Raw genomic sequence first — 26,634 nt, 5'->3', positions numbered from 1 at the left:
GGTCTCCAGCGGGCCTGCTCACCGTCGGCGTGACTGCCATAGCCGTTCCCCCGGATGCGCCTCGGCCGGCGACATAGCTAGGACCAGAATATCAGCCTATAGGGCAACTTGCCGCTTATGGCGATTTCGCGAGTTCGTACGTGATATTCAGCGTCCGCAGCGACAGCTCAGCAAGTCTCCGCACGTCATGATGGTCGGCACCGGCACCGTGCACGATCCCCACGTAAGCCAGCGTGCCGTCCCGCCAGTCGATCCGGTCGCCGGGCCGTTTGAAGACCTCGACCGCGTGAATGCCCCGGCGCGCGAGCAGCTCCTCCGTGCCGTCCAAGCCGCGCAAACTGACTGCGGCCATCGGCGGGGTCAGGAAGAGCTGGAAGGCGTGCCGCCGGTAACCACCCTCCGGCGCGCCGCCGCCGCGGCCCAGCGCCGCGAGCAGCGCGGCCCGGATGAGGTCGAACCCGCGTGCCGTGCGGATGAGGTCGGCCACGTAGCCACCGACCCGGCCGTTGACCTCGATGATCGTCGGTTCGTCGGCCCCCAGCTTGACCTCGGTGTGGGTCGCCCCGTGAGTGACCCCGAGTGCCCGCAGAGCGCGAGTCGTCACGTCGCGCACCGCCTCCCGCGCGGCCTCGCCGAGGGTGCTCGGGACGACATATCCGGTCTCGCGCAGCGGCTCCGCCAGCGGGAACTTTCCGGTGATCTCAATGTGCTCGATCCGCCCGTGCGATGTCACCGACTCGACCGATACGTAGTCGGCCCAGTCGGCCCCGGCGATCGTCGGCTCACCGGCCAGCACCTGTTCGACGATGAACTCGCCGTCACCGAACTCCCGCAGACGGGCGACGGCCTCGCCCCGGGTGTCGACCCGGCAGGTACGCGCGCTGCCCGCCCCGCACCGCGGTTTGAGGATCGCCGGCAGCCCGACCTCGTCCAGCGCGGCGCCGAGGCCGGCCGGCTCGCGTACGAGCCGGCACCGGGTGTTCTGGACCCCGGCCTCGGCAAGCCGGCGCCGCTGGACGAGTTTGTCGGTCACCGCCCGCGCAGTGTCCGGGTCGTGAAAGGCCAGGCCGCGTCGCGCGGCCAGCCGTGCGGTCCGCATGATCTGCCGTTCGCTGAAGGTGATGATGCCGTCGAGTTCGGCGCAGTCGGCCAGCGCGAGGATTTCGTCGTCGCTCAGACCCGTGATGTCGCAGGCGGTTGCCAGCGCACCGACCTCCGCCGCCACACCGCGGACGTAGGACGACTCGTGGTCGCACAAGAAGATCACGGTGGCCAGGCCGCGCGCGGCGGCCAGCACGCTCAGCGGGGTGGCCGCGCCGAAATCGAGCAGCACGGCGATCCGCGGCAGCGTCATCGTGCGCCCACCGCGGCCGGCGGGAAGAACCGGGACCGCTGGAAGAATCGCACGTAGTGCTCCAGCAGCGCCGTGTCGACCGGGGGCATCCGGATGCCGGACCCGCTCAGGGCCCGCTCGGCGTTCTCCCGCCCGAAGCGCGGGAACACCGAGCGGAAGTACAGCTCCTTGACCAGCAGTCCGCTAGGGGTGCGGTCCACCCAGAGCGGGACGAACGGCGTGAACGGGTGCTCAGGATGGTCGCACACGTACGCGATGGCCCGCGCCACCCAGTCGGCAAGGGGCAGGAACCGCACCGGATATCCCTGTGCGCGAAGCACCTCCACCATGTCCCCCAGCATCGCGGGCCGCGGGTTCGCCAGATGGTAGGTACGGGTGTCGGCGGTGCGGTGCAGCGCGATGTGGACGATCTGCGCCGCGAGCACGTCCACCGGCACGAGGTCGAGGGTGACGTCCGCATCCGGTGCGAGCCCGAGGTCGACGATGAGCCGGAAGAGTGCGCACGTCGCGTTCTCCAGGTTCCATGCTCCGCCGACCAGGTCGCCCGACACCTCGTACGGCCGGTGAACACCGACCGGCAGCCCGTCCGCGGCCGCCTGAGCCAGGACCTGCTCGGCGACGAACTTGCTCTCCGGGTATCCCATCATGAGCTGTTCCGGATGCTGCAGCGGCGTGTCCTCTGCGACGTCGCGTACCCCCGCCGCCCCGAAACCGGACAGCACCGCCAGCGTCGAGACGAAGTGCACCGGTACCGCTCCGTGCCGCCCCGCGAGCCGTACGATCTCCCGCGTTCCCTGCACGGTCACTGCCGCCAGCCGCTCGTAGGGGTAGGTGAAGTTCACGTACGACCCGGCGTGCAGCACGAAGCGGGTCTGCCGGGCGATCTGATCGAGATCCCCGTCGGACAGGCCCAACCCCGGCGTGCCGAGATCGCCGGTCATGACCACGACGCGGTCCGCCGGCAGCTGCCCGAGACCGTAGGCGGCCTGCGCCGCCTCCAGCCGCCGCCGACCGTGCGCGTCGTCTTCCGCCCGCACCAGGCACACCACTCGATCGTCCGTCCGCTCGACGAGCCGGCGCAGCAGGTAGCTGCCGAGAAAACCGGTCGCACCGGTCAGGAACACCCCATCAGCGGGCCGCTGCGGCCGACGCGGACCGAGCCCTCTCAGCGGCACCGCCGCCGCCCTCGCCTCCTGCCAGAGATCGAGCCGCGACGACCCGCCTCCGCCGTCGGCCGCACCGGTCCGCGCCTCCTGCACCGCTGCGGCACAGCCCTCCAGCGACGGGTCGGCCAGCAGACGCGCCGTCAGGAACCGGCTCGCCGCCAGGTCGACGGCGAAGGTCGTCCGAAGCCGGGCGAAGACGCGGGCCGCCAGCAGCGAGTTGCCGCCCAGCGCGAAGAAGTCGTCGTCGGCGGTCAGCTCGTTCTCGTCCACTTCGAGCACCTCGGCCCAGATCCGCGCCATGCCGACCTCCATGGGCGTGCTCGGCGCGCGCCCCGGCGTCGCGCCGGATTCGGCCACGAGCACCGCACGGTCGATCTTGCCGGTGCCCGAGAGCGGTATCCGTCGCACCGGCACCACGCGGGCCGGGACCATGAATCCCGGCAGCAGGCGCGCGAGATACGCGCGCAGGTCCGCACCGTCCGCCGCACCGGCGCCCTGGACCGGCACGTAGTAGGCGACGATCGCCCGATGCTCCGGATCGTCGGTGGTCAGCGTCACCGCCGCCTCCGCGACCCCCGGCGCCCGCGCGAGAACCGCCTCGATCTCGTCCAGCTCGATCCGTAGCCCGCGAAGCTTTACCATCCGGTCGCGGCGGCCGAGGAACTCCAGGTCACCGCTCGGCAACCACCGGACCCGGTCCCCGGTGCGGAACATCCGGCCGTCGGCAGGCCGCCCCGACGGGCCGGGAACGAACCGCTCCGCCGTCAGCGCCGGATCGTTCGGGTAACCGACGGCGAGCCCGTCCCCGCCGACCCACAGCTCACCCTCCTCGCCCACGCCGGCCGGAACGCCGGAGTCGGTGACGACCAGGCAGCTGGAGTTGCTGATCGGCTGCCCGATCGGGATGGTGGCCGTGCCTGGCGGCACCTCGCGGACGTGGTAGGTGGTGGAGAAGACGGTGTTCTCGGTAGGCCCGTAGCCGTTGAGCAGCGCACCGGGCGGACCGGCCGCCAGCACCTGCCGTACGAGGTCGGGACGAAGCACATCGCCGCCCGCGATCAGGCACCGAAGCCGGCCGAACATCGCGGGGCGCAGCCTCGCGCACTGGTGGAACACCCCCGCCGTCAACCACGACACGGTCACCCGCTCGGCCGTGAGCAGCGCCGCCAGGCGTTCGGGGTCGAGCACGGTCTCGTCGTCGACGATCACCAGTGCGGCGCCGTTGAGCAGCGCGCCCCAGATCTCGAAGACGGAGGCGTCGAAGGTCAGGCGCCCGGTGCCGGAAACCCGGTCGGTGGCGGAGATCCGGGTCAAGCCCTGGCCAAGCGCCAGGCGGACCACCGCCCGATGGGGCACGGCCACGGCCTTGGGCACGCCGGTCGTACCCGAGGTGAACAGCGCGTAGACGGCGTCGCCGCCACGACGTGCGACGGTCACCGGTTCCGGGTCGTGACCGTCCGCGGTGATCATCACCGGCGACGCGTCGAGCCCGGCCGGCGCCGGGCCCTCCCCCGGCAGGATGACCACGCGGCTCAGCGACAGCTCACTGGTCAGCACACCCAGCCGGCCAGCCGGGTCTCGCGGGTCGAGCGGCACGTAAACGCCCCCGGCCTTGACGATGCCGAGCATCGCCACCGGAGCTTCCAGGCATCGATCACCCAGGATGCCGACCGGCTCGCCCGGCCGCACGCCGTTCGTGACCAGGTGAGCCGCGAGCAGGTCCGAGGCCCGGTCCAGCTCCGCGTACGTGATCCGCCGATCACCGTGCACAACGGCGGTCGCCACCGGCGTCCGAGCCGCCTGCCGCTGAAAGAGCTCCGCCATCGACATGTCATCCGGGTACGCCGTCCGCGGTCCCCACCGGGTCGCCGAGGTCGGGGCGTTCGGTTCCTTACGCGACATCGGCCCACTCCGCGCTCATGGGCGATCGCACACTCGCCCGCCGGGCTGCACGAGTCGCCGATCGGCGAATTCCCTTTCCGGGAGATCGCCTGTCAGCGTTCAGTATGAACCAGTGAACCGATTCGCGTGCCGCTCTGAGGGCGAGTGCCTGAGAACGATTTCTCCGTCAAGCGCCAATTCCGTAGTCGGGGTGCGGCGCTTGGCGGACGACATCTCGGCGTATGGATGCGCCAAAGGATGCCGTACTGAACAGGAGCAGGAGTCTCGGTTCGAGTGCCGACTCGTACGCCGCCAGCCCGGTGGAACGGTCTCCGACCCAGTAGAGGCCCGACATATGCATACGGGAACACAACGATATCGTGAAATCGTTCTTCGTCGGCGCATGGAACTCACCCGAGTGGGCCAGCGCATCACACGCTGGGTCGCCCTTCCGAGCCGGTGAGCCAAATGAGTCCAACCGTGTCGTTATTAGAGTCGTATTCCATCCGAGAGACGATCCGAGTGGTGGTCAAGATGCGCAGATCAGCCACTCTTCTCATCGCAGCCGCGCTACTTCTGGGCGGGTTCGGGTTCTTTGACAAGGATGATCAGGGACCGGATCTGGGTTCCGGACGAGTGGATGGGTGACCGCGACCTGTTCTCGCAGCTGTTCTTCAGTAACGATGTACGTCGCAAGCTCGAGGAGTTCACCTACGATGAATGACCCGGCACCGGGCCGTTCCGACTTCAAGCTCACCTGGCTGCACCTGTCGGACTTCCACTTCGACTCGGGCGGCCCGCACGCCACGGCGGGCCGGGACGACGTCCTCGGCGCGCTCGTCGACGACATCCGGCGGCTGCCCCGCGGGGTGCCGCCTACGGAGGACGTCACGATCTGGTTCGCCGGGTCGGGGTGCACTGACAACGCAGCCAAGATATGCCCCCTTCAGCGGAGTGGTAGATGCTGATCGCACTGGGCGGAAGTGGATCGCTTCGGACTAGCCGTCCGCTGGTATTCGGGCCGCAGGCGGACTGGATGGGGGCGTGGCACAGTACTCCTGGCGCTGACGCCTCACACTGGTCAAATGAGGTGGCGATTCCCCACTGCGGTGCTGTTGATCTGGTCGATGATGCTCGTTGGCGGCGGGATGCTGGCGTTCATCTGGTCGAGCTCGAATCCCGCCAATGCGGCCCAAGTAGTCGGCACGGTCGTAGGGGTGCTGATGCTGGTCGGTGGCGGGGTCACCGCTACGTGGCGCTGGGCAGGTGTGGCCGTCGAGAAGCTCAAAGCCAAGGCGGACGCTCGCACGGCGGAGACTGCCGCGCGGGTGGCGGTCGTCGATCGGCTGGCGCGGGGAGCGCAGAGTGGGTTATTGCCGCTGATGGGTAATGTAGCGCTGGAGACGCTGGGGGTGCGCCGTCCGCGGCACGGCGCGGACGGTTCCGATCGGCAGTTGGCATACACCCGGCGGCACCGGATGGACAGCTTCCTGCATGCTGCGCTGACCGAGCACGTATTCGTGCTTGTGCACGGCCCTTCAGCCGCAGGCAAGTCCCGATCTGTCGCCGAGGCCGCTCGTACGCTTTTTGGCAAATTGCGAGTGCTGGTACCCCAGATAGAGCCCAACGCGCTTCAGTTGATGTTTGAGTCCGACACGATTACGCCTGGGGCGATAGTCTGGCTCGATGACCTGGACCGCCATATCGACTCAGGCGTCACTGCCGCCATACTTGAACGAATCATTTCTATAGACGACGTCCGCGTGATCGCCACGCTCCGCAGTGCCGCCTATGAGCAAATCCGACCTGCAGGTGCGCTGCGCACCCCGGGCCGCGATGTGCTCGACTTGATACCCCATCAGGCATTAGTACCCTTCGAAGAATGGGACCAGTCCGACCGCGACGAGGCCTCTCGGCAAGGCCACGCTCGTCGAGGCGGTGCGGGTCCGCCACCGCCGTCCAACGCTGCAGCAGCGCGGTGGCGAACGCGAAGTTCTGTCCCCCGAGCGCCGTGGCCGCCCGCTCGATGTCGTCGACCCAACCCTCAAGATCCAGATCCGCCGAGGGTACGGACACCAGCGGCGCACCCGTACGCGCGGCGAGAGCCACGGTGAACCTCGCGCACGTGTCCTCGTCACAGCGGCTCAACGCGACATCGAGGACCTCCTGCGAGACACCGCGCGGGTAGGTGTGCGCGCCGAGCCGTTCCCATTTCGAGACGGTCCGCACGGCGACGCCGAGATAGGCGGCGTAGGCGCGCACGCTCATTCGCAGTGCGTATCGCAGCGCCTGCGCGTGGGCTCCGGTCCAGCGGTCCACCGCGATCATCGTGGCCGGCCCTCCTTCCCTCGGAGCACCCTCATGGGACCACGCATCGACGGGCGTGGCATCGAAGGTGCCACGGAGGTGCTACATCGGTCCGTTCCCGCCCGCCGCCGGCCGCCGGATGCTGAGAGCAACCGCACCGGAAACGGAGGATCCCGTGAACCCCACGACCGCATCCGACGCCTACCGCACCACCGCACCCCCACCGCCTGCCGCCACGGGCGCCGACTGCTGGCCGGAGGAGACACCCGACCCGGCCGCGCGCACCGCCCGCGACCTGCTCGACCCGGCGCTGTTCGCCACGCTCACCGCGCGCATCGCCGCAGACCGTCCCGACCTCATCGGCGACATGCCGGCCCGGATCCTCGACCAGGCCCTCGCGTTCCTCGGCACCTGCGCCGTGACGACCACACCGATCGGCCCGTCCGACCTCGTCGACATCGGCTGGCACACCCTCATCCTGCACACCGATCTCTACAACAGCCTCTGCCACCGCATCGCCGGCCGCTTCATCCACCACATCCCCGACAACCCCGCCGGCACGGGCGACAGCGCGCCGATCAGCACGACGACCGCCGCGATCACCACCGCCGGGTACCGCCTCGACCTGCCGCTGTGGACCAGCAGCGGCACCGCCGACTGCACGCAATGCCACGCCGGATGCACCGACAGTCCCACCCGCTGATCCGGGCGCCGGGAAGGCGGCCCGTAGTGGGCCGTGTCGGCCCTTAAGCTCGGCACAACCCGTCACGCCGGCAAGCAGGAGAACGAAGGATGCCCCGCCGCCAGTGGTCCGACCTCACCCCGCACCTGCGCGCTGCCGTGGCACGCGCGACCGGGGACATCACCGAGGCGGAGGATCTGGCGGCGGGCTCCGTCACCGATATCGCCACGATCCTGACCACCACACACGGTCAGATCTTCGTCAAAGGCCTCGACACACGAACCGCCCCGCCCCGCGCGATCCGCGGCCACGAACGGGAAGCCACCCTCAACCCGCTGCTCCCCGCCAGCAGAGTTCCGCGGCTGCGCTGGACGATCGCATCGGACGGCTGGCTGCTGCACGGCTACGACCGCGTCCCCGGCCGGCACGCCGACCTCAGCCCCGGCTCACCCGACATCCCCTCGGTCCTCACCGCCCTCGACGAACTCACCCACACCCTGACACCCGCGCCCGCCGCAGCGCTGGCCTTCTCACGCCGATGGGCCGACCGCATCCGCCCGGAAGCAGTCGCCGGCGAGACGCTGATCCACACCGATCTGACCCCACGCAACCTCCTCGTCAGCGACGATCACACCTGGATCGTCGACTGGACCGAACCCTGCACCGGCGCCGCCTGGATCCCCTACGCGTTCCTCACCATCAGACTCATCCGCGCCGGCCACACCCCAGAAACGGCGGAACACGCCGTCCACCGCGCCGACGCCTGGCAACGCGCCGCACCGGCCGCGCTGACACTCTTCGCGGCGGCCGCAGCCGACCTCTGGCACGGCTGGCACCGCACGATCGGCGCCAGCCACCACCTCCCACTCGCACAAGCAGCCGAGTCCTGGTCGAGGTACCGATCCGATCCTGTCCACTAACGCTCGGGGGCCGCGCTCCACCGCCGCACCGTTAAGTTTCGCGCCGTGACCGTGACACAGTGGTGGAGTCCTGCACGCCCGCGCTCTTCTCACGGGCCTCTTCTCGCCGAACGCATCCTGCCGCCGCATTCTTCGACCGTCACCCGGACGTGCTGGCCGCTACGGGATCAGCCGGGAATCGGCTACCGTCCTGCCGATGACCTGGACCGAGCCACACGTGTTCTACGCTCAGCTGGCCACGTTCCACGCCACGACTGCGGCGCTGATCACCGAACCCGGTTCGCGCAGGATCCTGCTCGTCAAGCCCGTCTACAAGGACGCGTGGGCGTGGCCCGGCGGCTACCTCGACGCCTGCGAGTACCCGCATGACGGATGCGCACGCGAACTCGCCGAAGAACTCGGACTCAGCATCACGCCCGGCCGGCTGCTCCTGGTCGACTTCGCACCTCCCACCGAACACCGCCGGCGCTCGCTGGTCAGCATGCTTTTCGACTGCGGCGAGCTGCCGCCGGACACGACGATCCGCTTGCAGGAGCGCGAACTCAGCGTGTGGGCGTTCTTCACCGCGGACGAAGCCGCCGAGCGGCTGCCCGCCACCGAACGCCACCGCGTCACGGCAGCGCTACATGCGCACCGCAACAACTCGACCGTCTACCTTCCCGGCTCCCCAGCCGAGCGGTGATTTCTCCCGCGCTTCGCTCGCAGCAACTGAGGCGAACATCCGGGTCGGGGCGGGCTCGGCATGCGTGGTCGCGACCCGCGCGCGGGTCTGCTGTCGCACCCCGACAGACCGCTGTCCGGCAGGCGGTCTTGCGGTGTAGCGGTGCCGCTAACGCCTGAACGGAAGCCTCCTACGCGTCATCCACAAACAGCGGGGGTCGTCCACAGACACCGCTGTCGGCAGGGCGGAGGAGCGTATGACTACGTCTGCGGCGGATACCGGTGAGTCGGTACGGCCTCGCAGGAGGGTGTGGACGATCGATGCGGTCCGGCGGTTGGGTGCGACCACGGACGTGGAGACGGCCGGGGCGATCTTCGGGATCGGCCGGTCGAAGGCCTACCAGCTTGCGAAGGCGGGCGAGTTCCCGGTGCAGCTGCTGCGGATCGGCCGCCGGTACCGGGTGCCGGTCCCGTCGATTCTCGAGTTGCTCGGCGCGGATCTCTGACTGACCGCGCCCGATGTCTGAGGAGGCATTCCATGTCCGACGCGGAGAAGATCATCTACGACGAGTTCCCAGACGCGATCCGCCGGGTACGGGCAGCGCTGGCGGACCGGGAGACGATGGACGAGGCGGTGCCGCTGGCATTGCAGCTGCTGGAGCACGGGTGGACGAGCGGCTCACAGGAGACGCTGGTGGGCTTGGCCTGGGATCGGCTGGGCCTCGGGGCGGGCATGAGCGCCAGTCTGCTGTTCCCGGAGGCATATGACTACACGCTGCTGGTCACCCCACGCGTCGATGACGCCGCGCTCCTGAACGAGGGCCGTGATCTGGCCCTGGCCGCTGCGGATGCCCTGGACGTCTTGTGCGCAGAGGCCGGCCAGCAGGACGACCGCCGGCGGGTGATGGTGAGCACCGCGGCGGCGTTACGGGCTGCGGCACGGTGGCCGGAATGAGCTACGGACAGTGACTGGACCGTGCGGTCGACGCGCTGGAGGCGGCAGCCTCGGACGCACACGACGACACAGCAGCTGGTCATGCGAACGCGGTGGCGGCGCTGGCGGCCCGGCGTCAGGTGTGGGCGGCCTTGGATGGGGTCCGGCAGCAGGTCGCTACGGGGGCCGGTCGAGGGCCGATCGCGCTTCCTTCCGTGGCAGGCCTTCGCATCTTGATGCGGGCCGGCGTGGAGTATCCGTCGGACATCGATCACTTTCTGCGAGCCGTGGCGGTGTTCGCGGCCGGGCAAGAGCCGTCCTCGTGGCCGGCGCCGCGGCCGCACGGAGTGGTCGCGGAGCAGCTGGTCTCGGCGGCTTCGGCGCTTCGCGCAGCCGGTGACGTTCTTGCGAGCCATATCAATCCGACCGCACTGGTCCGGAGCCGCCAGGGAGTGCACCTGCGGTCGCCCGGCAGCAAGGCTGGTGTGATCGGCGATCTGGCCTTGGTGGCGGAAACCGCGTGTGCCACGGACCAGGAGCTACGGCGGTGGCTGGAGCGCGGTATGCGCCGAAGCCCGGAGCTGAAGGCACTGCACGAAGGTGAGATACGGAGGATCGGCGGCCCTCTCGGCGAGGAGATCCGAAGGCAGTTCGAAGGGCACAGGTACGCCTCACCTGAGGTGATACGGCAGCTCCAGGTAGCGTCCGCGGTGGCGCCGGCGATGTGGCGGGTCGCACGGAACAGGGACGTGATCGGAGTGGTGCGGGCCGTCGCCGCTGACCTGTACCGCAACCCGGAGCAGGCCACCATACTCAGTATCTCGGATGCGTGCAGGCTGGGCATTCGGGCGGCAGAACGCGCGGCTCACCTCGGCGGCTGGCGAGCCGGCAAGAGCAGGGTGCGAAGCCACCCGGTGGTCGCCCTGTGGAGGACAGCGGGATTTCTCGTCGACGAGTACGGGCCGCAGCCGAAGGTCGAGTACCCGATGCGCGCCACCATCGCGGAGACCGTGGCATACCTGACCCTGCCGCCACCGCGGGACAGTTCGAACCTGCCCGGCAAACAGCACCACTTCAAGGACGCGCTGGCCGATCTCGCCGGAGGAACACTGCAAGCGCTCGAACACGCACTGATGAAACGGCAGCTCGTCACGGAGACCTACGTCCTCGGTGCGTCACACACCGGCCTGATCCGCCGCGCGGAGAAGCAATGGGAGGTGATGACGTCCGCTGACGAACGCATCGCGAACCTCACCGACATCCTCTCCGACCTGGCCACCCGCAGACCCGCGCCACTCAATGCCGCCCCGGACGTCGCCGCGCAACTCGACGCGGCGGCGCCCGGTCCAGCGTCGGCCCCCGCGGACCAACTCCACCGGCCACCGGACCTGACCACCTGGCCGGTTCCCCACCGCGGCCGCTGAGGAACGGCCCGCACCGGGGAAGGACGGCGCCAGCGGCGCAGCCGGGGCCGGACCGGCCGTCACGATCTCGGCGGCCCCAGGGAGCCGTTTCATCCCGCCCGGAAGGTCTGCATGGGCCGGCGCCGTTGACTGGGTGGCCGGTTCCCGACCGCAGCCGCTAAGCAGACGTACTGACTGGTCCGGGCGCGCCGAGGAGGACTCGGTGATGGCCTGCCAGCCCGAAGGCGACTGCCGGGGTGGGTCGCTCGAACGGGTGGCCGCATATCGGAAGATATCTTAATCGATTAGGTTGTGTTCCGCGCGGGCCGCACGGCTTGCGAAAGGACGCAGGCGGGCGCGCTCGCTGATCCGAGTACAGCTGGAGCGCGGAACCCGGGAGTGCCTGTGTCGTTGCCGTGCTGGAACGCCGGCCGGTCCGTACCTGATCCGTCAGCCAGGTACGGACCGGCCCACGCCCGCAGCGCCGATCCGGGATTGCTCTGCGCGCCGTCCCCGCGGTGCTGTCCGGCCACAACCGGCCGATCAATATTCGCAAGTGTCGTCCTGATCGGCTTCCCGTGATCGCCACCGGCTGACTTGAGCGAGAGCTAGACGGATCAGGGGAAGTTGGTGGAGTTCGAGGTACCAGGTGGTGTGTTCGTAGTCGGTACAGGTGTTGAGCAGGACGCGGGTGGGGTTGTCGGGCTGTCCTCGGCGTTGGATGGTCTGGACGAGTTGCAGGTCGATGACCTCTGAGCGGGTCGCTTTCGTGGGGCTGTGGTGGGAGACGGTCTGTCTGTCGGATCGGTGGTTCAGGCCCGGTGTTGTCTCGGTGGGCGCGATGCACCACTGAGGGTGGGAGATGCCGCCGGAGTCGATCCACGACGTCCAGTTCGCGGCGACGTCTTCCAGTGTCTCGGTTGCCGTGATGAGGCGTTCGATGCGCTGGTCGGTCAGGACCACGCGTTTGCGGTCACCGTCCGCTTCTGAGTTCCCCCCGTTTCGACGGAGCGGTGGTTACCTGCTTCCGGTTGGGGCAGGGGTGAGGTTATCTGGCTGGGTCTGGGCGTGCCAGGCCGCCTCGTATTCGTCCGGGCTGAGGTAGCCGAGTTCGCGTTGGATGCGGCGGGTGTTGTACCAGGTGTCGATGTAGGTGAAGATCGCGTTCTCGGCCTCGTCGCGGGTCCGCCAGGACGTGCGGTAGACGAGTTCGATCTTCAGGGTCGACCAGAAGTTCTCCATCAGCGCGTTGTCGAACGAGTCGCCGACTGAGCCCATCGAGGGGCGGATTCCGTTGTCGGTCAGGCGTTGTGAGAAGCGGAAGCTCGTGTAGTTCGAGCCTCTGTCGCTGTGATGGATCAGCTGGCCGTCGCGGACGTCGCGGGACCAGATGCCGTATTCGAGCGCGGCCAGGATCAGGTCGGTGTCGCAGCGGTCGGAGGTCTTCCACCCGACGATCCGGCGGGAGAACACGTCCCGCACCGCGGCCAGCCAGAACACGCCTTCCCCGCACGGGATGCGGGTGGCGTCGGCGACCCAGAGCCGATCCGGGGCCGCTGCGGTGAAGTTGCGCTCGACCAGATCCGGCGCCGGCGTGTGCCGCGGGTCCTGCCGAGTGGAGCCGCCACGCCAGCCGCGGCGCAGGAACGCCCCGTGCCAGCCCTGGCCGGCCATCAGCCGCTCGACCCGCTTGCGGCCCACGTGGATGCCGTCGCGACGCAGTTGCCGGTGGACACGGTCGGCGCCATAGGTGAAGCCGGATGCCTCCCAGACGTCGTAGATGTTGGAGAGCAGCCCGAGGTCGACCAGCTCCCGGTCACAAGGCTGCTCGGCCTGTTTCACCCACTGGTAGTAGGTCGACTCAGCGATCTGAAGAACCCGTAACAGGAGCGCGACCGCGAAGCGATCACGGTGTTCGTCGACGAACCTCATGACCGTCGCCGGGTCGGGCCGAGCTCCGAGGCGAAATACGAGGACGCCGCACGCAGGATCTCGTTGACCCGGCGCAGCTCAGCGACCTCCTCACGCAACCGGCGGTTCTCCTGCGCCATGTCGGTGCTCGGTCGGTCGTCGCGTTCACCTCGGTCGGCCTGATCCTGCCGGATCCAGTTGCGCAACGCCTCGTGATGCACGCCGAGCTGTTCCGCCAGCTTCCGGATCGTCGGCTTCGGCTCCGACTCGCGATACAGACGCACAGCACGCGCCCTCAGCTCATCGGGGTACTTCTTCGGTGCTGCCACGGATACTTCCTCCCCATGATCAGTCGATCATGCTTGAGAAGCTCCGCCAAACCGGGGGGAACTCAGGAATGGGCCTACGCCAAGCCCTACACCAGCGAAACCGCCAGACGCAAAGCCCTACCCGGCTGGCTACACACCTACAACCACCACCGCCACCACACCGCCATCGGCGGCCCACCCGCCAGCCGCGTACCCAACCTCTCTGGGCAGTACAACTACATGTAGTGGGCTGTCCACGAACGTTTGGGGTCCGTACCAAGATCGGTGTTTCCGGCTCTTCGGTCAGTAGGTTTCGGCGGCCGGCCAGCGGTCACCGAAGGTGATGGCGAAGGCGTTCAGCACGGGCTTCCAGCGGATCGTCCATCGTGCGCGGCCGGCCCCGGTCGGGTCCAGGCTGCGGGTCACAAGATACAGGCATTTCAACGCGGCCTGCTCGCTGGGGAAATGCCCGCGTGCGCGAACAGCACGACGGTAGCGGGCGTTCAATGATTCGATCGCGTTCGTCGAACAGATCACCTTCCTGATCTCGACGTCGTAATCGAGGAACGGGATGAACTCATCCCACGCGTTACGCCACAACCGGATCATCGCCCGGTATTTACTCCCCCATTTCTCCTCGAGGTCGTCCAGAGCGGCGAGCGCGGCGTCGGCGTTGACCGCCGTGTAAATCGGTTTGATGTCGCGTTTGATCGCGTCGGCATCCGCCCGGGAGGTCAGACGAAAAGTGTTCCGGATCAGATGAATGATGCAGGTCTGGACGATCGCTTGCGGCCACACCGCCTCGACGGTGTCCGGCAGCCCTTTCAGCCCGTCGCAGACGACGAAGAACACATCCCGCACGCCACGGTTCTTCAGATCCACCAGGACACTCATCCAGAACTTGGCGCCCTCGCCACCGGAGCCGGACCACAACCCCAGGACGTCTTTGTGGCCGTCCACGGTGACCCCGATGGCCGCGTAGACCGGCCGGTTGGCGACCTGGCCGTCACGGACCTTGACGACGATGGCGTCGATGAACACGGCCACGTAAACGGCATCGAGTGGCCGGGTCGACCATTCCGTCATCTCCGCCACGACTTTATCGGTGATCCGCGAGATCGTCTCTTTCGACACCGACGCACCGTAGATCTCCGCAAAATGCGCGGAGATCTCCCCGGTCGTCATTCCCTTCGCATACAACGACAACACGATCTCGTCGACCTCGGTCAGGCGCCGTTGCCGTTTCTTCACGATCTGCGGCTCGAACGTCCCTTCCCGATCTCGCGGCACGTCGATACGCACCTCACCGGCCGCATCCGAGATCACCGTCTTGCCGCGGCTGCCGTTGCGCACATTTGTCGACTCACGCTCCGGCGATGCCTGGTTCTTCGCATGACCGAGGTGTTCAGTCATCTCCTCGTTCAACGCGGTCTCGAGGACATTCTTGGTGAACAGCTTCAACAGGCCGTTCGGACCGGTCAGTTCCAGCCCGCGCGCCTTCGCCTCGGCCACCATCGCCGCCGCAGCGGCCTGCTCCGGCGACAGCTGCCGCCCGTCACCCTCGATCTTCTTCCGTGGACTCACAACGTTCGATGTCATCACTCACGGTGCCCATCCCGCCAGGACTTCAGCCCGGCGTGTCGGGCCGGAAACACCCCTCGTGGCACAGTCCCAACGTTTGCCGGGTCCGGGGTTAGGCGGCGGTCTGGGTGCGTGGTCGACCCCAGCGGTGTTGGCGTTCGCTGCGGATGCGGGCGCGTTCGCGTCGTTGGGCGGCCAGGACGTCGGGGTGGCGGGCGTTGGCGTTGCGCCAGCGTAGGTATTTCTGCAGCTCGCCGGTCTGGACGGTGTGGTTCGGGTGGTCCGAGCCGGCCATGACGAACGTGCGGAGTGGTCCGAACTGGGCCTCGATCGGGTTGGCCCAGGACGCGCTGGTCGGGGTCAGGCACAACTCGACCTTGTTGAGGGCCGCCCACCGGCGGATTTTCGCGGTCTTGTTCGCCGACAGGTTGTCGAGGATGACGTAGATCGGTGCCCCGTCCGGCCGCGCCGCGCGGATCGATTGCAGCGCGGCGAGGCTGTGATCTGCGCCTTTGCGGCGGCGGACGACTCCCCAGAGCTGGTCGTCGCCGAGGCTGTAGCAGCCGTGGAAGTAGCGGATGCCGTGCGTGCGGGTGTAGGTCGCGGGCAGCCGGCCCGGATCGGATCGCGGTGCCCACGTGCTGCCGTGGTGCGGGCGGATCGATAGCGGCCCGAACTGGTCGAAGGCGAAACACCGGTCCGGGAACGCGTTCGTGACCTGCTCTATCCGGTCGAGTTTCGCGTCGAAGTCCGGATCCGACGATTCCTTCCAGGTGCGTGTGCGCTGCCAGGACACGTCGTTGTCATGCAAAAGTTGCCGCAGCCGCTCCGGGCTGACGACCACCCGCCGGGCGGCATCACGGCCGGCGAGGTAGTCGGCGAGTTTCCGCAGGCTCCACCGGGTGAAGGGCTGCCCGAGCCGGCGCGGGTGTTGCGTGGCCGTCGTGACGATGAACGCTTCGTCGTCTTCACTGATCCGGCGGGGACGGCCGCCCGCCCACTGAGGGTTTAGGCAGGCCAGCCCCATCTGATTGAACATGTGGATCACGTCCCGGACCGTGTCCTCATGCGCGGCGACCAGCCGGGCGATCGCCGGGACCGGGGTCCCGGACGCGGACGCCATGATGATCAACGCCCGGCGGACCCGGACCGAGTCGTGCTTCCCGCGCCGGACGAGTTGTTGCAGCCTGCGGCCCTCGTCCTGGGTCAACCGCCGTGCCCGTACCGGCTCAGCCACCCCACACCACCCACCCTCGTCAGCGAACAACGCTGCCGAGACTGCCCCCGAACCACCGCCGGGCGGCGCAAGCCGCCCGGCGTGTCTCAGACCCGGTGAACGTTCGTGGACAGCCCACTAGAGCGTGTATCGAAGTCCACGAGGTGGCGGCGCGTCGTGGCTGAAAATAGGCGAGGTCTCCGGTAGAAGGTTTTTCGACCAAGAAACACCTGAATACCGGAGACCTCGTGGACACCTTAGCGGTGTTGCGGCGGCATGACCTGACCGACGTGCAGTGGACGCGTCTGGAGCCGTTGCTTTCTGTTCCTGACCAGGCCGGTGACCCGATGACCCCACCCGCACGCCTCCAGATCGTCCCGGCACCCGCCGACCAGCCCGCGCCGCTCACCGGCGGATGGGACCCGCCCGTCCCGCTGACCAGCAGTACCGCGCCACCGCCGTTCCCGGTCGACGTGCTCCCGCCCTGGCTCGGCGACATGGTGACCGCAACCGCCCGCTTCACCCAGACCGATCCCGCGATGGCGGGCGGAGTCGCGCTCGCGGTGCTGTCGGCATGCGCCGGCGGCCTGCTCGACGTGGAGGCCCGGCCTGGCTGGCGGGAACCGGTGAACCTGTTCCTGTCCGTCGTCGCCGAGCCCGGCGAGCGCAAGAGCCCGGTGCACGGCGCGCTCACCGACCCGCTCGAAGCAGCCGAGGCGACCCTCGCCGACCGAAGCCGCGCCGCGGTCGCAGAAGCCGCGGCCCTGAAAGACATCGCCTCCCGGCAGGCCGAGCACGCCAAAACCGTTGCGGCGAAAGCGACCTCGGATAAGCGCGACGGCGCCACCGCCGAGGCGGTCGCCGCGGCCCTTGCGGCCGAAGCGATCACCGTCCCGGCCCTGCCCAGGTTGTTCGCCGACGACGCCACCCCGGAGAAGCTGATTTCCCTCATGGCCGACAACGGCGGCCGGATGGCGGTGATCTCCGATGAGGGCGGGGTCTTCGACATGCTCGCCGGACGCTACAGCTCCGCCCCGAACCTCGACCCGTACCTGAAGGGGCACGTCGGCCGGCCGATCCGCGTCGACCGGCACAACCGCGAGGGCGAGTTCATCCCCCGGCCCGCGCTGACCGTCGGCGTCATGATCCAACCGTCCGTGCTGCGCAAGTTCGGCGGCAACGACGACCTCGCCGGCCGCGGCCTGGTCGCCCGGTTCCTGTTCGTGCTCCCCGCATCGCTGGCCGGATACCGCGAGATCGACCCCGACCCCATCCCCACACCGGTCCGCGACCTCTACGCCGAGAAGATCCACAGCCTCGCCGCGACGCTGGCGGAATGGACCGACCCGGCCGTGGTCGCGCTCACCGACGACGCGGCACGCATCCGCGCGACCGCCGCGGCCGACATCGAGCGGCAGCTTCGGCCCGGTGGCGCGCTGCGCGACGTGCGGGAGTGGGCGAACAAGCTCGCCGGCACCACGATCCGGCTCGCCGGGCTGCTGCACGTCGCCCATCGCCCGGACGACGCGTGGCGGCACCCGATCGACGCCGGCACCATGGCCGACGCCGTGCGACTGGCCGAGTTCTTCGTCGCCCACTACCAGACCGCCCGCGACATGATCACCGCCGACAAGGCCACCGGCCCCGCCCGCCACGTCCTCACCCGCCTGATCGAGAAGGGTCTTACCAGCTTCACCGTCCGGGAGCTGCACCGTAGCGTCCGTCGGCAGATCCGCAGTGCGGCCGAGGTGGCCGCCACGCTCGACACCCTCGCGCAGCTCGGGTGGGTTCGGCAGCGCGACGGCCGGTGGGAACTGCACCCTCGCGCCGCGGACCTGCTTGAAGCCGGTGACACGGTGACAGACGACCTCGAAACCGCCTTCACCGCAGGTCAGAGCATGGATGCAGGTGTCACCGGTGCCCGGTGACACCCCGGTGACAGCGGTGACGCCCCACGCCGCTGTCACCACTTGTCACCGCCCCCGGTGACAGACGGAAAACGGTCCTGACCTGCGACAACGGCGGCGCTGCGGCCGATTGTCACCGTGTCACCGCTGTCACCACCCTTTCCAACCTGCGTCACCGGATCGGCATCGGACGCGGTCCGCTCAGCGCCACGGAGAGGGTTTGGTGCATGCCGCCATACCGGCCACCCCCGGATCATGGCTCTACGGCGCTCTCAGTGGGCCGCTCAAACGGCCGCCACCACGCGCGATTGCGCACTCACGACCGATCCCGTCCGCGACCGGAAGGGCGCTCTCCATGCGGCTCAGGGCAGTAGAAAGCCTCGACTTCACCCAGTTGGAAGACCATACGCTGATCACCACGGAGGAACTTGCGCGGTTCCTGCGCATCGACCCATCGAGCGTCCGCCGTTGGCGGACCGGGCGCCCGCAGCAAGGACCACCGTTCATCCCGATGTCCGACCGGGTCATCATGTACCAGGTCGCGGACGTTCGACAGTGGCTCGCCAGCAAGCGAGTCGTACCGGAGGCAGCCTGATCATGGGCGCAGCACAGCAACCACCGACCGGCGTCGAACTGTCGTTCGATATGGAGCACCGACCCGGGCGTCCCAAGCCGTACAAGGCGCGGGCGCGCTGGACCGACCCCACCACCGGCGACCGCCGGTCGACCTCCAAGTCGTTCGAGACCGTGGAAGAGGCACAGCCGTGGTTCGCCGGCCTCACCCGAGCCGCCCGCGGCGGCATCGACCCGACCGCGGCCAACCGCCGGCTCGCTGAGTATGGCGACGACGTGATGACGCTGGCGACCCGCGGGCTTGAGGCGAAGACCCTCGATCCGTACCTCGGGGGATGGCGGCTCCGTGTGGTGCCGGCGCTGGGGCATATCCCAGTCCGGATGATCACATACGGCGCGGTCGACCGGGCAGTCCACGGCTGGATTGCGGACGGATGCAGCGTGTCGATCGTCAAGAACGCGCTCGCCATCCTGGTCCGGGTCATGGAACAGGCGGTGCGCGACGGGATCATCGACCGCAACCCGGCGCGGGTCACCGGCTGGCAGCGCGAGTACAAGCGGGCCGAGGACGAACTCGACGACCCGCGCTCGCTGGCGCTGCCGGACTGGGAGACGCTGGTCCGGCTCGCCGATGCCCTGGTGGCGGCATCGCATGACGGGTACCGCGGGTGGGGTGACGTGGTGCTGTTCGCCGCCTGCACCGCGGCCCGGATCGGTGAGGTGTCCGGCGTGCGGGCCGGTGACATCGACCGCAAGACGTGGACCTGGACGGTTCGCCGGCAGACCACGACGGCGCCGGGCGGGCTCATCGACAAGGGGACGAAGGGCAAGCGCGCTCGCCACGTGCCCGTGATCGTCGAGATCCGCGATCTGGTCGCGCACCGGCTCGACTCCGCGAAAGGGCCGGACTCGCGCCTGTTCCGCGGCCCGCGGGGCGGCCGGATCAGCACCGCGGTCCTCCGGGACGCCACGCACTGGGATGAGGTGGTGACCCGAATGGGCTTCGAGCACCTACGCCGACACGACCTGCGACACACCGGGCTCACGTGGCTCGCCGACGCCGGCGTGCTGACCCACACCTTGCAGAAGATCGCCGGGCACGGCTCGATCACCACGACGCAGCGGTACCTCCACCCGGACCGCCGCGCGATCGATGAGGCGGGAACGGCGCTGAGCGCGCACCTGACCGCCCGCCGGTCCCCAGGTGGTCCCCACCTGGGGACCGGCGGGCGGTCTAGATCAACATTTCATAAATCCCGAGGAATCAAAAGGGCCGCTGATCTGGGTTTTTCCCGGATCCAGCGGCCTTTCTTCGTTTGTCGGGACGGCCGGATTTGAACCGACGACCCCCTGACCCCCAGTCAGGTGCGCTACCAAACTGCGCCACGTCCCGCCCGCCGTGGGGATCGCTCCCTGCGGCAGTGCACATAGCCTAGCGCAGCCCCCTCCCACCTCACACGCACCCCCTCCACCCCAGCTATGACCCCAAGGGGATTACCCACGGGTAGCCTGCGCGGGACACGATGGCGACGCCCGATCCAACGTCGTCCTTCGATGTAAGGAGTCCGCCGTGGCCTACAAGCACCGGCGCCTGGTGGCCGCCGCCGTCCTGGCGTCCGCCCTCACCATGACCGGCCAGACCGTTGCCTCACCGGCGCAGGCCGCCAATCCGTACGAGCGAGGCCCGGCACCGACCAATGCGAGCATCGAGGCGGCGGCGGGGCCGTTCGCGACGGCGCGGCTGACGGTGGCCCGGTCGAGCGTTTCCGGGTTCGGGGGTGGGACGATCTACTACCCGACCAGCACCGCGGAGGGGACGTTCGGTGCGGTCGCCATCTCGCCCGGCTTCACGGCCAGCCAGTCGGCGGTGGCCTGGCTGGGGCCGCGGCTGGCGTCGCAGGGGTTCGTGGTGATCACGATCGACACGCTGTCGACGCTCGACCAGCCGGCCGCCCGCGGGGCGCAGCTGCTGGCCGCGCTGGACTACCTGACCCGCACCAGCACGGTCCGTACCCGGATCGACGCGACGCGGCTCGGCGTGATGGGGCATTCGATGGGTGGTGGTGGCAGCCTGTCGGCGTCGGTGACCCGGCCGGCGCTGCAGGCGGCGATCCCGCTGACGCCGTGGCACGGCACCAAGTCGTGGTCGTCGGACCGGGTGCCCACGCTGATCATCGGTGCGGAGAACGACACGGTCGCGCCGGTGGCCTCGCATTCCGAGCCGTTCTACACGAGCCTGCCGTCGACTCTGGACAAGGCGTACCTGGAGCTCAACAACGCCTCGCACTCGGCGCCGACGTCGACGAACGTGACGGTGGCGAAGTACAGCGTCTCGTGGCTCAAGCGGTTCATCGACAACGACACCCGTTATGAGCAGTTCCTGTGCCCGGCCCCGTCCGGCGCGGCCATCCAGGAGTACCGCAACACCTGCCCGCACTCGTAACGTCCCGGAACACAGCGGCGCCTCCCACGTCGTCGTGGGAGGCGCCGCTAGGTCAGTCAGGCGAACGCGGTCAGAGCGCCCGCCGGCCGCGACGGCCGCCGACACCGGCGACGAGCGCGACACCGATCGCGGCGAACGCGACCTGGAAGATGATCTCCCACCAGTCGATGCCGCGGGTGTCGGCCAGGCCGCTGAAGCGGGCCAGGGCCGTGCCGAGCAGGGCCGCGACGACGCCGATGACGAGCGTCAGCCACAGCGGGATGTTCTGCTTGCCGGGGACGACGAGGCGCCCCAGCGCACCGATGATGAGACCCACGATCAGCGCGGTGATGATGCCGGTGACGGTCACGTTGCTCTCCTTTGACCATCCAGTGGTCCCGGGGCGACTCGGGGGGTCGAGTCGCTCTCTCCTGCCGGTGACCGGCCCCAGCCGGTCGACAGATGGATTCCCGGCTCCGCCGATTTTCAATCCACGATCTCGAAGAACTCCGTACATCGTTCAGGTGATCGCCACCACATCGGCCAAAAGCCACAATTCGCTTTCCCGCTTCCGGCGTGGCGCCGCCCGCATGCTCCCGCGGGCAAACCCGCGGTGGCCTCCGGCTCCGCTGGCGCTCCGCTCCGGCCGCCGCGTCGGAGCCGGTGCCGACGCCGGTCACCGCGAGCCGCCGGCCGACCGGGGCCCGGCTTCCGGCCGCGGCGGCCGCGACCACCACCCCCGGGGCGACCAGCCGGCAACCACCACCCGACCGCGCAGTGACCCGGCCACCCGACCGCGCAGGTGACCCGGCCACGCCGGCTCGAACCGGAACATCGCCGTTCCGGTTCGCGATCACGACGGCGGCGCGACCCCGGGCGGCGGACGGCAGACGCGGGGCCTGGGCCGGGCGTCTGCCGTCCGGTGGCGCCCGGCCCGGGAGCGGCTAGGCTGATCATCACCTATGACCAGTGACCACAGCCGCGGCGTGACCGTCGGCCTGCGTTCGCCGCGCGGGCCGATCCTGCTGGCTCTCATGCTGTCCACCGGGCTGATCGCGATCGACGCCACCATCCTGGCCACCGCGGTGCCCAGCATCGTCGGCGAGCTGGGCAGCTTCGATCAGTTCCCGTGGCTGTTCTCCGTCTACCTGCTCGCGCAGGCGGTGTCCGTACCGATCTATTCGAAGCTCGCCGACACCGTGGGCCGCAAGCCGATCATCCTGGTCGGCATCGCGGTCTTCCTCGTCTCCTCGGTGCTGTGCGCGGTGGCCTGGAACATGACCGCACTGATCGCCTTCCGGGCGTTGCAGGGGCTGGGCGCGGGCGCGGTCGCACCGGTCTCCGTGACGATCATCGGTGACATCTACTCGGTCGAGGAGCGGGCGAGGGTCCAGGGTTACATCGCCGGCGTCTGGGCCGCGGCGTCCGTGCTCGGGCCCACGATGGGCGGCCTGTTCGCGCAGTTCGCGTCCTGGCGCTGGATCTTCGTGGTGAACGTGCCGCTCTGCCTGGCGGCCGGGTGGATGCTGCTGCGCGCGCACCGCGAGACCGTGGCGAAGCGCCGGCACCACATCGACTACGCCGGCGCGGCGACACTGACGGTCGCGCTCACCGCGCTGATCCTGGCGGTACTCGAGGGCGGCAACGCCTGGGCGTGGCGGTCCGTGCCGAGCGTCGCCACGTTCACGGTCGGCGCGGTCGCGCTGGCCGGGTTCGTGCTCATCGAGCGGCGGGCCGCGGAACCGATCATCGACCTGAGTCTGCTGCGCCGGCCGATCATCCTCAGCACCACCTGCGCCGGGCTCGGCGTCGGGGCGATGCTGACCGGCATCACCAGCTTCGCCCCCACCTACCTGGAGAACTCGATCGGCACCGTACCGCTGGTCTCCGGGCTCGCGGTGGCCGCGTTCACGCTCGGCTGGCCGCTGGCCGCCACGAACGCCGGCCGGCTCTACCTCAGGTACGGGTTCCGGTCCACGGCCGTCGTCGGCAGCGCCATCGCCACGGCCGGCGCGGTCGCGCTGGCCGGCACCGCGGCGTGGCCGAGCCCGTACACGGTCGCGGCCGTCACGTTCGTCATCGGGTTCGGGCTCGGCTGGACCGCGGTCCCCACGCTCATCGCCGCCCAATCCTCCGTCGACTGGGAGCAGCGGGGCGTGGTCACCGGCGTCTCCATCTTCGCGCGCACGGCCGGCAGCGCGATCGGCGTCGCCGTCTTCGGCGCGATCGCGACCAGCATCATCGCCGCGGGCGCGGGCGAGCACGACTTCGACACGATCGTCTCCGCCTCCACCTGGGTCTTCGCCTCCGTCGCGGTCGCGGCGGCGCTGACCGTGGCCGCGGTCCTCGCGATGCCGCGGACCCCGGCCGTCACCCGGCCCGCCGGTCCGGCCGACCACCACATTTGATCCACTCGTAGTGGATCAAATACACTCCGCGCCCGTGAAGAACACCCGCCTGTTGGCGTCCACCGTTTTCTGCGTCTCCGTCCTGGCCCTGTCCGCCTGTGGCGGCAGCGACTCCGGCACCACCGACACCGCCGCCCCGGCGTCCTCGGCGGCCGCCACCACCGGCGCCCCCGCGGCGTCCTCGGCACCGGCCGGCGCGGCCGTGTCCGACAAGCAGATCTGCGACGCGGCCGTGCAGGCCACCACCGCGTTCGGCCAGCAGCTCGCCGAGTCGCTGAAGGCCGGCAAGCAGTTCGGCGACGCCGAGATCAAGGCCGCCTGGGCCGCGATGGCCACCGAGCTTGCGGTCGCCCAGGGCGGCGACAGCGACGTGGCGAAGGCCGCGCAGAGCCTCGGCGCCGAGCTCTCGAAGGCCGCCTCCGCCACCGATGTGGCCGCGGCCGAGGAGTCGCCCTCGTACCAGAAGGCGGTCACCGACCTCGAGACCGCCTGCAAGGCGCAGGGCGTCGACCTCAACGCCTCCTGACCCGCACGGGCCCGCTACCGGCGCGCGCCGCTGACGGCCGCCGGTAGCAGGCCCGGCGCCCGCGGGAAACGAATTTGATCATGGAAGCGGTCGTCGCATACGATCCCGCGCCGTGAAGAACATCCGCCTGATGGCGTCCACCGTTTTCTGTGTCTCCGTGCTGGCGCTGACCGCGTGCGGTGGCGACGACTCCACCACCTCCACCGACGACACCGCTGCCGCCGCCCCGTCCGCGGTCGCCACCACCGGCGCGCCGGCCGCGTCCGAGGCGCCGGCCGCCGCGGGCGCGTCCGACAAGGAGATCTGCGAGGCGGCCGTGGCGAACACGAAGGCCTTCCAGAAGAAGATGACCGACTCGCTGGCGGCGGGCAAGACGATCGGCGACGCGGACGTCAAGGCCGGTTGGTCCGACCTGGCCGGCGTGCTGGCGGTCGCCGAGGGCGGCGACAGCGACGTGGCGAAGGCCGCCCAGGCCTACGTCAAGGAGCTGAACACGGCCGCCGCTGCCGCGGACACCACCGCCGCCGGTGAGTCGCCCGCGCTCGGCAAGGCCAACTCCGACTTCAACGCCGCCTGCAGCGCCGTCGGCGTCGAGACGATCGGCTAGTGGGCTGTCCACGAACGTTTGCCGGGTCCGGGGTTAGGCGGCGGTCTGGGTGCGTGGTCGACCCCAGCGGTGTTGGCGTTCGCTGCGGATGCGGGCGCGTTCGCGTCGTTGGGCGGCCAGGACGTCGGGGTGGCGGGCGTTGGCGTTGCGCCAGCGTAGGTATTTCTGCAGCTCGCCGGTCTGGACGGTGTGGTTCGGGTGGTCCGAGCCGGCCATGACGAACGTGCGGAGTGGTCCGAACTGGGCCTCGATCGGGTTGGCCCAGGACGCGCTGGTCGGGGTCAGGCACAACTCGACCTTGTTGAGGGCCGCCCACCGGCGGATTTTCGCGGTCTTGTTCGCCGACAGGTTGTCGAGGATGACGTAGATCGGTGCCCCGTCCGGCCGCGCCGCGCGGATCGATTGCAGCGCGGCGAGGCTGTGATCTGCGCCTTTGCGGCGGCGGACGACTCCCCAGAGCTGGTCGTCGCCGAGGCTGTAGCAGCCGTGGAAGTAGCGGATGCCGTGCGTGCGGGTGTAGGTCGCGGGCAGCCGGCCCGGATCGGATCGCGGTGCCCACGTGCTGCCGTGGTGCGGGCGGATCGATAGCGGCCCGAACTGGTCGAAGGCGAAACACCGGTCCAGGAACGCGTTCGTGACCTGCTCTATCCGGTCGAGTTTCGCGTCGAAGTCCGGATCCGACGATTCCTTCCAGGTGCGTGTGCGCTGCCAGGACACGTCGTTGTCATGCAAAAGTTGCCGCAGCCGCTCCGGGCTGACGACCACCCGCCGGGCGGCATCACGGCCGGCGAGGTAGTCGGCGAGTTTCCGCAGGCTCCACCGGGTGAAGGGCTGCCCGAGCCGGCGCGGGTGTTGCGTGGCCGTCGTGACGATGAACGCTTCGTCGTCTTCACTGATCCGGCGGGGACGGCCGCCCGCCCACTGAGGGTTTAGGCAGGCCAGCCCCATCTGATTGAACATGTGGATCACGTCCCGGACCGTGTCCTCATGCGCGGCGACCAGCCGGGCGATCGCCGGGACCGGGGTCCCGGACGCGGACGCCATGATGATCAACGCCCGGCGGACCCGGACCGAGTCGTGCTTCCCGCGCCGGACGAGTTGTTGCAGCCTGCGGCCCTCGTCCTGGGTCAACCGCCGTGCCCGTACCGGCTCAGCCACCCCACACCACCCACCCTCGTCAGCGAACAACGCTGCCGAGACTGCCCCCGAACCACCGCCGGGCGGCGCAAGCCGCCCGGCGTGTCTCAGACCCGGTGAACGTTCGTGGACAGCCCACTAGTCACCCGCACCTCGGGCGGGGGTCGCCCACCCTCCGGAAGCCACCCGGCACCGCGAAGCCGGGTGGCTTCACCATGTGCGGGCGCCGGCGCCGGGCGGCACGTGTCAGGCCGCGGGCCGGGCCTGACGCAGCGTGGTGACCATCATGTGCACCGTGCGCGGGCCGGCGATGCCGTCGGCCGGCAGGCCCATGGCGGCCTGGAACCGGCGGACCGCGCGGGACGTCGCGTCCGGTGAGCCGTCGCCGGTGCCGACCCGCAGTGCCTCGAGCAGCCGCCGGACCGTACGGTCGTCGGCGGGTGGGTTGGCCGTGTCGTCCACAATCCCGGACAGCGCCCTGGCCAGCGCGCTGATCGTCGTCGTCACCGTCATCGGGTCCTCCCTGGAAGCCGGGGTTCTGTTCCAGCATGCCGACCCGGACCTGGGTCGACCTCCGGCAAAGGACCTGAACCGGCTGTGGATCCGGTACGACTTTCGGCCGATCCGGACCCGTAAGGAACCATTCGGGGGTACGCGTTCGGCGTACCCCCGGATCGGGTCCTGTCGATCGCGGCACCGGCCGTCGCGGGTCGCCGTCACCGTCCGTCCGA

25 protein-coding genes, 1 tRNA gene and 1 pseudogene are annotated in these 26,634 nt (G+C 69.4%); 16 read left to right on the top strand and 11 right to left on the bottom strand.

The window, feature by feature from the left end:
* Positions 1 to 115 precede the first annotated feature (115 nt).
* On the bottom strand, positions 116 to 1,297 hold the full coding sequence (locus J2S44_RS38595; RefSeq protein ID WP_310424827.1) for an ATP-grasp domain-containing protein: 1,182 nt from the start codon (positions 1,295 to 1,297) through the stop codon (positions 116 to 118).
* 53 nt (positions 1,298 to 1,350) lie between these two features.
* Positions 1,351 to 4,344 (bottom strand): amino acid adenylation domain-containing protein, encoded by a 2,994-nt coding sequence (locus tag J2S44_RS38590; RefSeq protein WP_310424825.1) that lies wholly within the window; start codon positions 4,342 to 4,344, stop codon positions 1,351 to 1,353.
* Between the two features lie 773 nt (positions 4,345 to 5,117).
* Between J2S44_RS38590 and J2S44_RS38585 the strand changes: the two genes are divergently transcribed.
* The 8 genes from J2S44_RS38585 (at position 5,118) to J2S44_RS38550 (ending at position 11,328) form a co-directional block, all read left to right on the top strand.
* Positions 5,118 to 5,369, top strand: coding sequence for a hypothetical protein (locus tag J2S44_RS38585; protein WP_310424824.1), 252 nt, complete (start codon positions 5,118 to 5,120; stop codon positions 5,367 to 5,369).
* Between the two features lie 117 nt (positions 5,370 to 5,486).
* Positions 5,487 to 6,515 (top strand): hypothetical protein, encoded by a 1,029-nt coding sequence (locus J2S44_RS38580; protein ID WP_310424822.1) that lies wholly within the window; start codon positions 5,487 to 5,489, stop codon positions 6,513 to 6,515.
* Positions 6,516 to 6,883: 368 nt separating this feature from the next.
* The gene (locus J2S44_RS38575; RefSeq protein ID WP_310424820.1) at positions 6,884 to 7,411 is read left to right on the top strand and encodes a glycine-rich domain-containing protein; all 528 of its coding nucleotides are present in this window, start codon (positions 6,884 to 6,886) and stop codon (positions 7,409 to 7,411) included.
* 89 nt (positions 7,412 to 7,500) lie between these two features.
* On the top strand, positions 7,501 to 8,310 hold the full coding sequence (locus J2S44_RS38570; RefSeq protein WP_310424818.1) for a phosphotransferase: 810 nt from the start codon (positions 7,501 to 7,503) through the stop codon (positions 8,308 to 8,310).
* Between the two features lie 196 nt (positions 8,311 to 8,506).
* Positions 8,507 to 8,992, top strand: coding sequence for an NUDIX domain-containing protein (locus J2S44_RS38565; protein ID WP_310424816.1), 486 nt, complete (start codon positions 8,507 to 8,509; stop codon positions 8,990 to 8,992).
* Between the two features lie 313 nt (positions 8,993 to 9,305).
* Positions 9,306 to 9,476 carry a helix-turn-helix domain-containing protein gene (locus J2S44_RS38560; protein ID WP_310424814.1) on the top strand — a complete coding sequence of 57 codons (171 nt, stop codon included), beginning with the start codon at positions 9,306 to 9,308 and terminating at the stop codon, positions 9,474 to 9,476.
* 32 nt (positions 9,477 to 9,508) lie between these two features.
* A complete protein-coding gene (locus J2S44_RS38555; RefSeq protein ID WP_310424813.1) occupies positions 9,509 to 9,925 on the top strand; it encodes a hypothetical protein in 417 nt (138 codons plus the stop codon).
* 227 nt (positions 9,926 to 10,152) lie between these two features.
* Complete coding sequence (locus tag J2S44_RS38550; protein WP_310424811.1) at positions 10,153 to 11,328, top strand: hypothetical protein; 1,176 nt, start codon at positions 10,153 to 10,155, stop codon at positions 11,326 to 11,328.
* A 522-nt stretch (positions 11,329 to 11,850) separates the two neighbouring features.
* Here J2S44_RS38550 and J2S44_RS38545 read toward each other — a convergent pair.
* The 3 genes from J2S44_RS38545 to J2S44_RS38535 are packed head-to-tail and all read right to left on the bottom strand — an operon-like array spanning position 11,851 to position 13,547.
* Positions 11,851 to 12,270 (bottom strand): hypothetical protein, encoded by a 420-nt coding sequence (locus J2S44_RS38545; RefSeq protein WP_310424809.1) that lies wholly within the window; start codon positions 12,268 to 12,270, stop codon positions 11,851 to 11,853.
* A gap of 54 nt (positions 12,271 to 12,324) precedes the next feature.
* Entirely contained in the window at positions 12,325 to 13,239 is a 915-nt protein-coding gene (locus tag J2S44_RS38540) for an IS3 family transposase (protein ID WP_310424807.1), read from the bottom strand.
* Positions 13,236 to 13,547 carry a transposase gene (locus J2S44_RS38535; protein ID WP_310424805.1) on the bottom strand — a complete coding sequence of 104 codons (312 nt, stop codon included), beginning with the start codon at positions 13,545 to 13,547 and terminating at the stop codon, positions 13,236 to 13,238. The genes J2S44_RS38540 and J2S44_RS38535 overlap by 4 nt, the downstream gene beginning before the upstream one ends.
* Before the next feature lie 66 nt (positions 13,548 to 13,613).
* Between J2S44_RS38535 and J2S44_RS38530 the strand changes: the two are divergent.
* Positions 13,614 to 13,772: pseudogene (locus J2S44_RS38530) on the top strand (IS481 family transposase); the annotation flags it as partial.
* A 57-nt stretch (positions 13,773 to 13,829) separates the two neighbouring features.
* On the opposite strand, the gene J2S44_RS38525 reads toward J2S44_RS38530, so the two are convergent.
* The gene (locus J2S44_RS38525; protein ID WP_310407910.1) at positions 13,830 to 15,110 is read right to left on the bottom strand and encodes an IS256 family transposase; all 1,281 of its coding nucleotides are present in this window, start codon (positions 15,108 to 15,110) and stop codon (positions 13,830 to 13,832) included.
* Between the two features lie 109 nt (positions 15,111 to 15,219).
* Entirely contained in the window at positions 15,220 to 16,344 is a 1,125-nt protein-coding gene (locus tag J2S44_RS38520) for an IS630 family transposase (RefSeq protein ID WP_310424803.1), read from the bottom strand.
* Positions 16,345 to 16,571: 227 nt separating this feature from the next.
* On the opposite strand from J2S44_RS38520, the gene J2S44_RS38515 reads away from it, so the two are divergent.
* The 3 genes from J2S44_RS38515 (at position 16,572) to J2S44_RS38505 (ending at position 20,141) form a co-directional block, all read left to right on the top strand.
* A complete protein-coding gene (locus J2S44_RS38515; protein ID WP_310424801.1) occupies positions 16,572 to 18,251 on the top strand; it encodes a DUF3987 domain-containing protein in 1,680 nt (559 codons plus the stop codon).
* Positions 18,252 to 18,585: 334 nt separating this feature from the next.
* Positions 18,586 to 18,825, top strand: coding sequence for a helix-turn-helix transcriptional regulator (locus J2S44_RS38510; RefSeq protein WP_310424799.1), 240 nt, complete (start codon positions 18,586 to 18,588; stop codon positions 18,823 to 18,825).
* Positions 18,826 to 18,827: 2 nt separating this feature from the next.
* Positions 18,828 to 20,141, top strand: a complete 1,314-nt coding sequence (locus J2S44_RS38505; RefSeq protein ID WP_310424797.1) for a site-specific integrase — start codon at positions 18,828 to 18,830, stop codon at positions 20,139 to 20,141.
* Here the strand turns inward: J2S44_RS38505 and J2S44_RS38500 are convergent.
* A tRNA-Pro gene (locus tag J2S44_RS38500) sits at positions 20,123 to 20,196 on the bottom strand. The genes J2S44_RS38505 and J2S44_RS38500 overlap by 19 nt on opposite strands.
* 234 nt (positions 20,197 to 20,430) lie before the next feature.
* Between J2S44_RS38500 and J2S44_RS38495 the strand changes: the two genes are divergently transcribed.
* On the top strand, positions 20,431 to 21,246 hold the full coding sequence (locus J2S44_RS38495; protein ID WP_310430113.1) for a poly(ethylene terephthalate) hydrolase family protein: 816 nt from the start codon (positions 20,431 to 20,433) through the stop codon (positions 21,244 to 21,246).
* A gap of 70 nt (positions 21,247 to 21,316) precedes the next feature.
* On the opposite strand, the gene J2S44_RS38490 is transcribed toward J2S44_RS38495, so the two are convergent.
* Entirely contained in the window at positions 21,317 to 21,595 is a 279-nt protein-coding gene (locus J2S44_RS38490) for a GlsB/YeaQ/YmgE family stress response membrane protein (RefSeq protein ID WP_310424795.1), read from the bottom strand.
* A 592-nt stretch (positions 21,596 to 22,187) separates the two neighbouring features.
* On the opposite strand from J2S44_RS38490, the gene J2S44_RS38485 reads away from it, so the two are divergent.
* From J2S44_RS38485 to J2S44_RS38475, 3 genes are all read left to right on the top strand, one after another.
* On the top strand, positions 22,188 to 23,633 hold the full coding sequence (locus tag J2S44_RS38485; RefSeq protein ID WP_310424793.1) for an MFS transporter: 1,446 nt from the start codon (positions 22,188 to 22,190) through the stop codon (positions 23,631 to 23,633).
* Between the two features lie 34 nt (positions 23,634 to 23,667).
* Entirely contained in the window at positions 23,668 to 24,159 is a 492-nt protein-coding gene (locus J2S44_RS38480) for a hypothetical protein (protein ID WP_310424791.1), read from the top strand.
* A 112-nt stretch (positions 24,160 to 24,271) separates the two neighbouring features.
* Positions 24,272 to 24,766, top strand: coding sequence for a hypothetical protein (locus tag J2S44_RS38475; RefSeq protein WP_310424789.1), 495 nt, complete (start codon positions 24,272 to 24,274; stop codon positions 24,764 to 24,766).
* Between the two features lie 33 nt (positions 24,767 to 24,799).
* On the opposite strand, the gene J2S44_RS38470 is transcribed toward J2S44_RS38475, so the two are convergent.
* Positions 24,800 to 25,924, bottom strand: coding sequence for an IS630 family transposase (locus tag J2S44_RS38470; protein ID WP_310409359.1), 1,125 nt, complete (start codon positions 25,922 to 25,924; stop codon positions 24,800 to 24,802).
* Between the two features lie 225 nt (positions 25,925 to 26,149).
* Positions 26,150 to 26,416, bottom strand: coding sequence for a peptidoglycan-binding domain-containing protein (locus J2S44_RS38465; RefSeq protein WP_310424787.1), 267 nt, complete (start codon positions 26,414 to 26,416; stop codon positions 26,150 to 26,152).
* Between the last annotated feature and the right edge of the window lie 218 nt (positions 26,417 to 26,634).

Source organism: Catenuloplanes niger (genome assembly GCF_031458255.1).
Taxonomy (GTDB): domain Bacteria; phylum Actinomycetota; class Actinomycetes; order Mycobacteriales; family Micromonosporaceae; genus Catenuloplanes; species Catenuloplanes niger.
The sequence above is the reverse complement of the archived record's forward strand: the minus strand, read 5'-3'. Positions and strand labels throughout refer to the sequence as shown.

Excerpts from the sequence above, each read along its gene's own strand:
- J2S44_RS38570 (WP_310424818.1), top strand. The coding sequence starts at position 7,501 with ATGCCCCGCCGCCAGTGGTCCGACCTCACCCCGCACCTGCGCGCTGCC.
- J2S44_RS38485 (WP_310424793.1), top strand. The coding sequence starts at position 22,188 with ATGACCAGTGACCACAGCCGCGGCGTGACCGTCGGCCTGCGTTCGCCG.
- J2S44_RS38510 (WP_310424799.1), top strand. The coding sequence starts at position 18,586 with ATGCGGCTCAGGGCAGTAGAAAGCCTCGACTTCACCCAGTTGGAAGAC.
- J2S44_RS38590 (WP_310424825.1), bottom strand. The coding sequence starts at position 4,344 with ATGGCGGAGCTCTTTCAGCGGCAGGCGGCTCGGACGCCGGTGGCGACC.
- J2S44_RS38555 (WP_310424813.1), top strand. The coding sequence starts at position 9,509 with ATGTCCGACGCGGAGAAGATCATCTACGACGAGTTCCCAGACGCGATC.
- J2S44_RS38565 (WP_310424816.1), top strand. The coding sequence starts at position 8,507 with ATGACCTGGACCGAGCCACACGTGTTCTACGCTCAGCTGGCCACGTTC.
- J2S44_RS38585 (WP_310424824.1), top strand. The coding sequence starts at position 5,118 with ATGAATGACCCGGCACCGGGCCGTTCCGACTTCAAGCTCACCTGGCTG.
- J2S44_RS38505 (WP_310424797.1), top strand. The coding sequence starts at position 18,828 with ATGGGCGCAGCACAGCAACCACCGACCGGCGTCGAACTGTCGTTCGAT.
- J2S44_RS38540 (WP_310424807.1), bottom strand. The coding sequence starts at position 13,239 with ATGAGGTTCGTCGACGAACACCGTGATCGCTTCGCGGTCGCGCTCCTG.
- J2S44_RS38465 (WP_310424787.1), bottom strand. The coding sequence starts at position 26,416 with ATGACGGTGACGACGACGATCAGCGCGCTGGCCAGGGCGCTGTCCGGG.
- J2S44_RS38580 (WP_310424822.1), top strand. The coding sequence starts at position 5,487 with ATGAGGTGGCGATTCCCCACTGCGGTGCTGTTGATCTGGTCGATGATG.
- J2S44_RS38495 (WP_310430113.1), top strand. The coding sequence starts at position 20,431 with ATGACCGGCCAGACCGTTGCCTCACCGGCGCAGGCCGCCAATCCGTAC.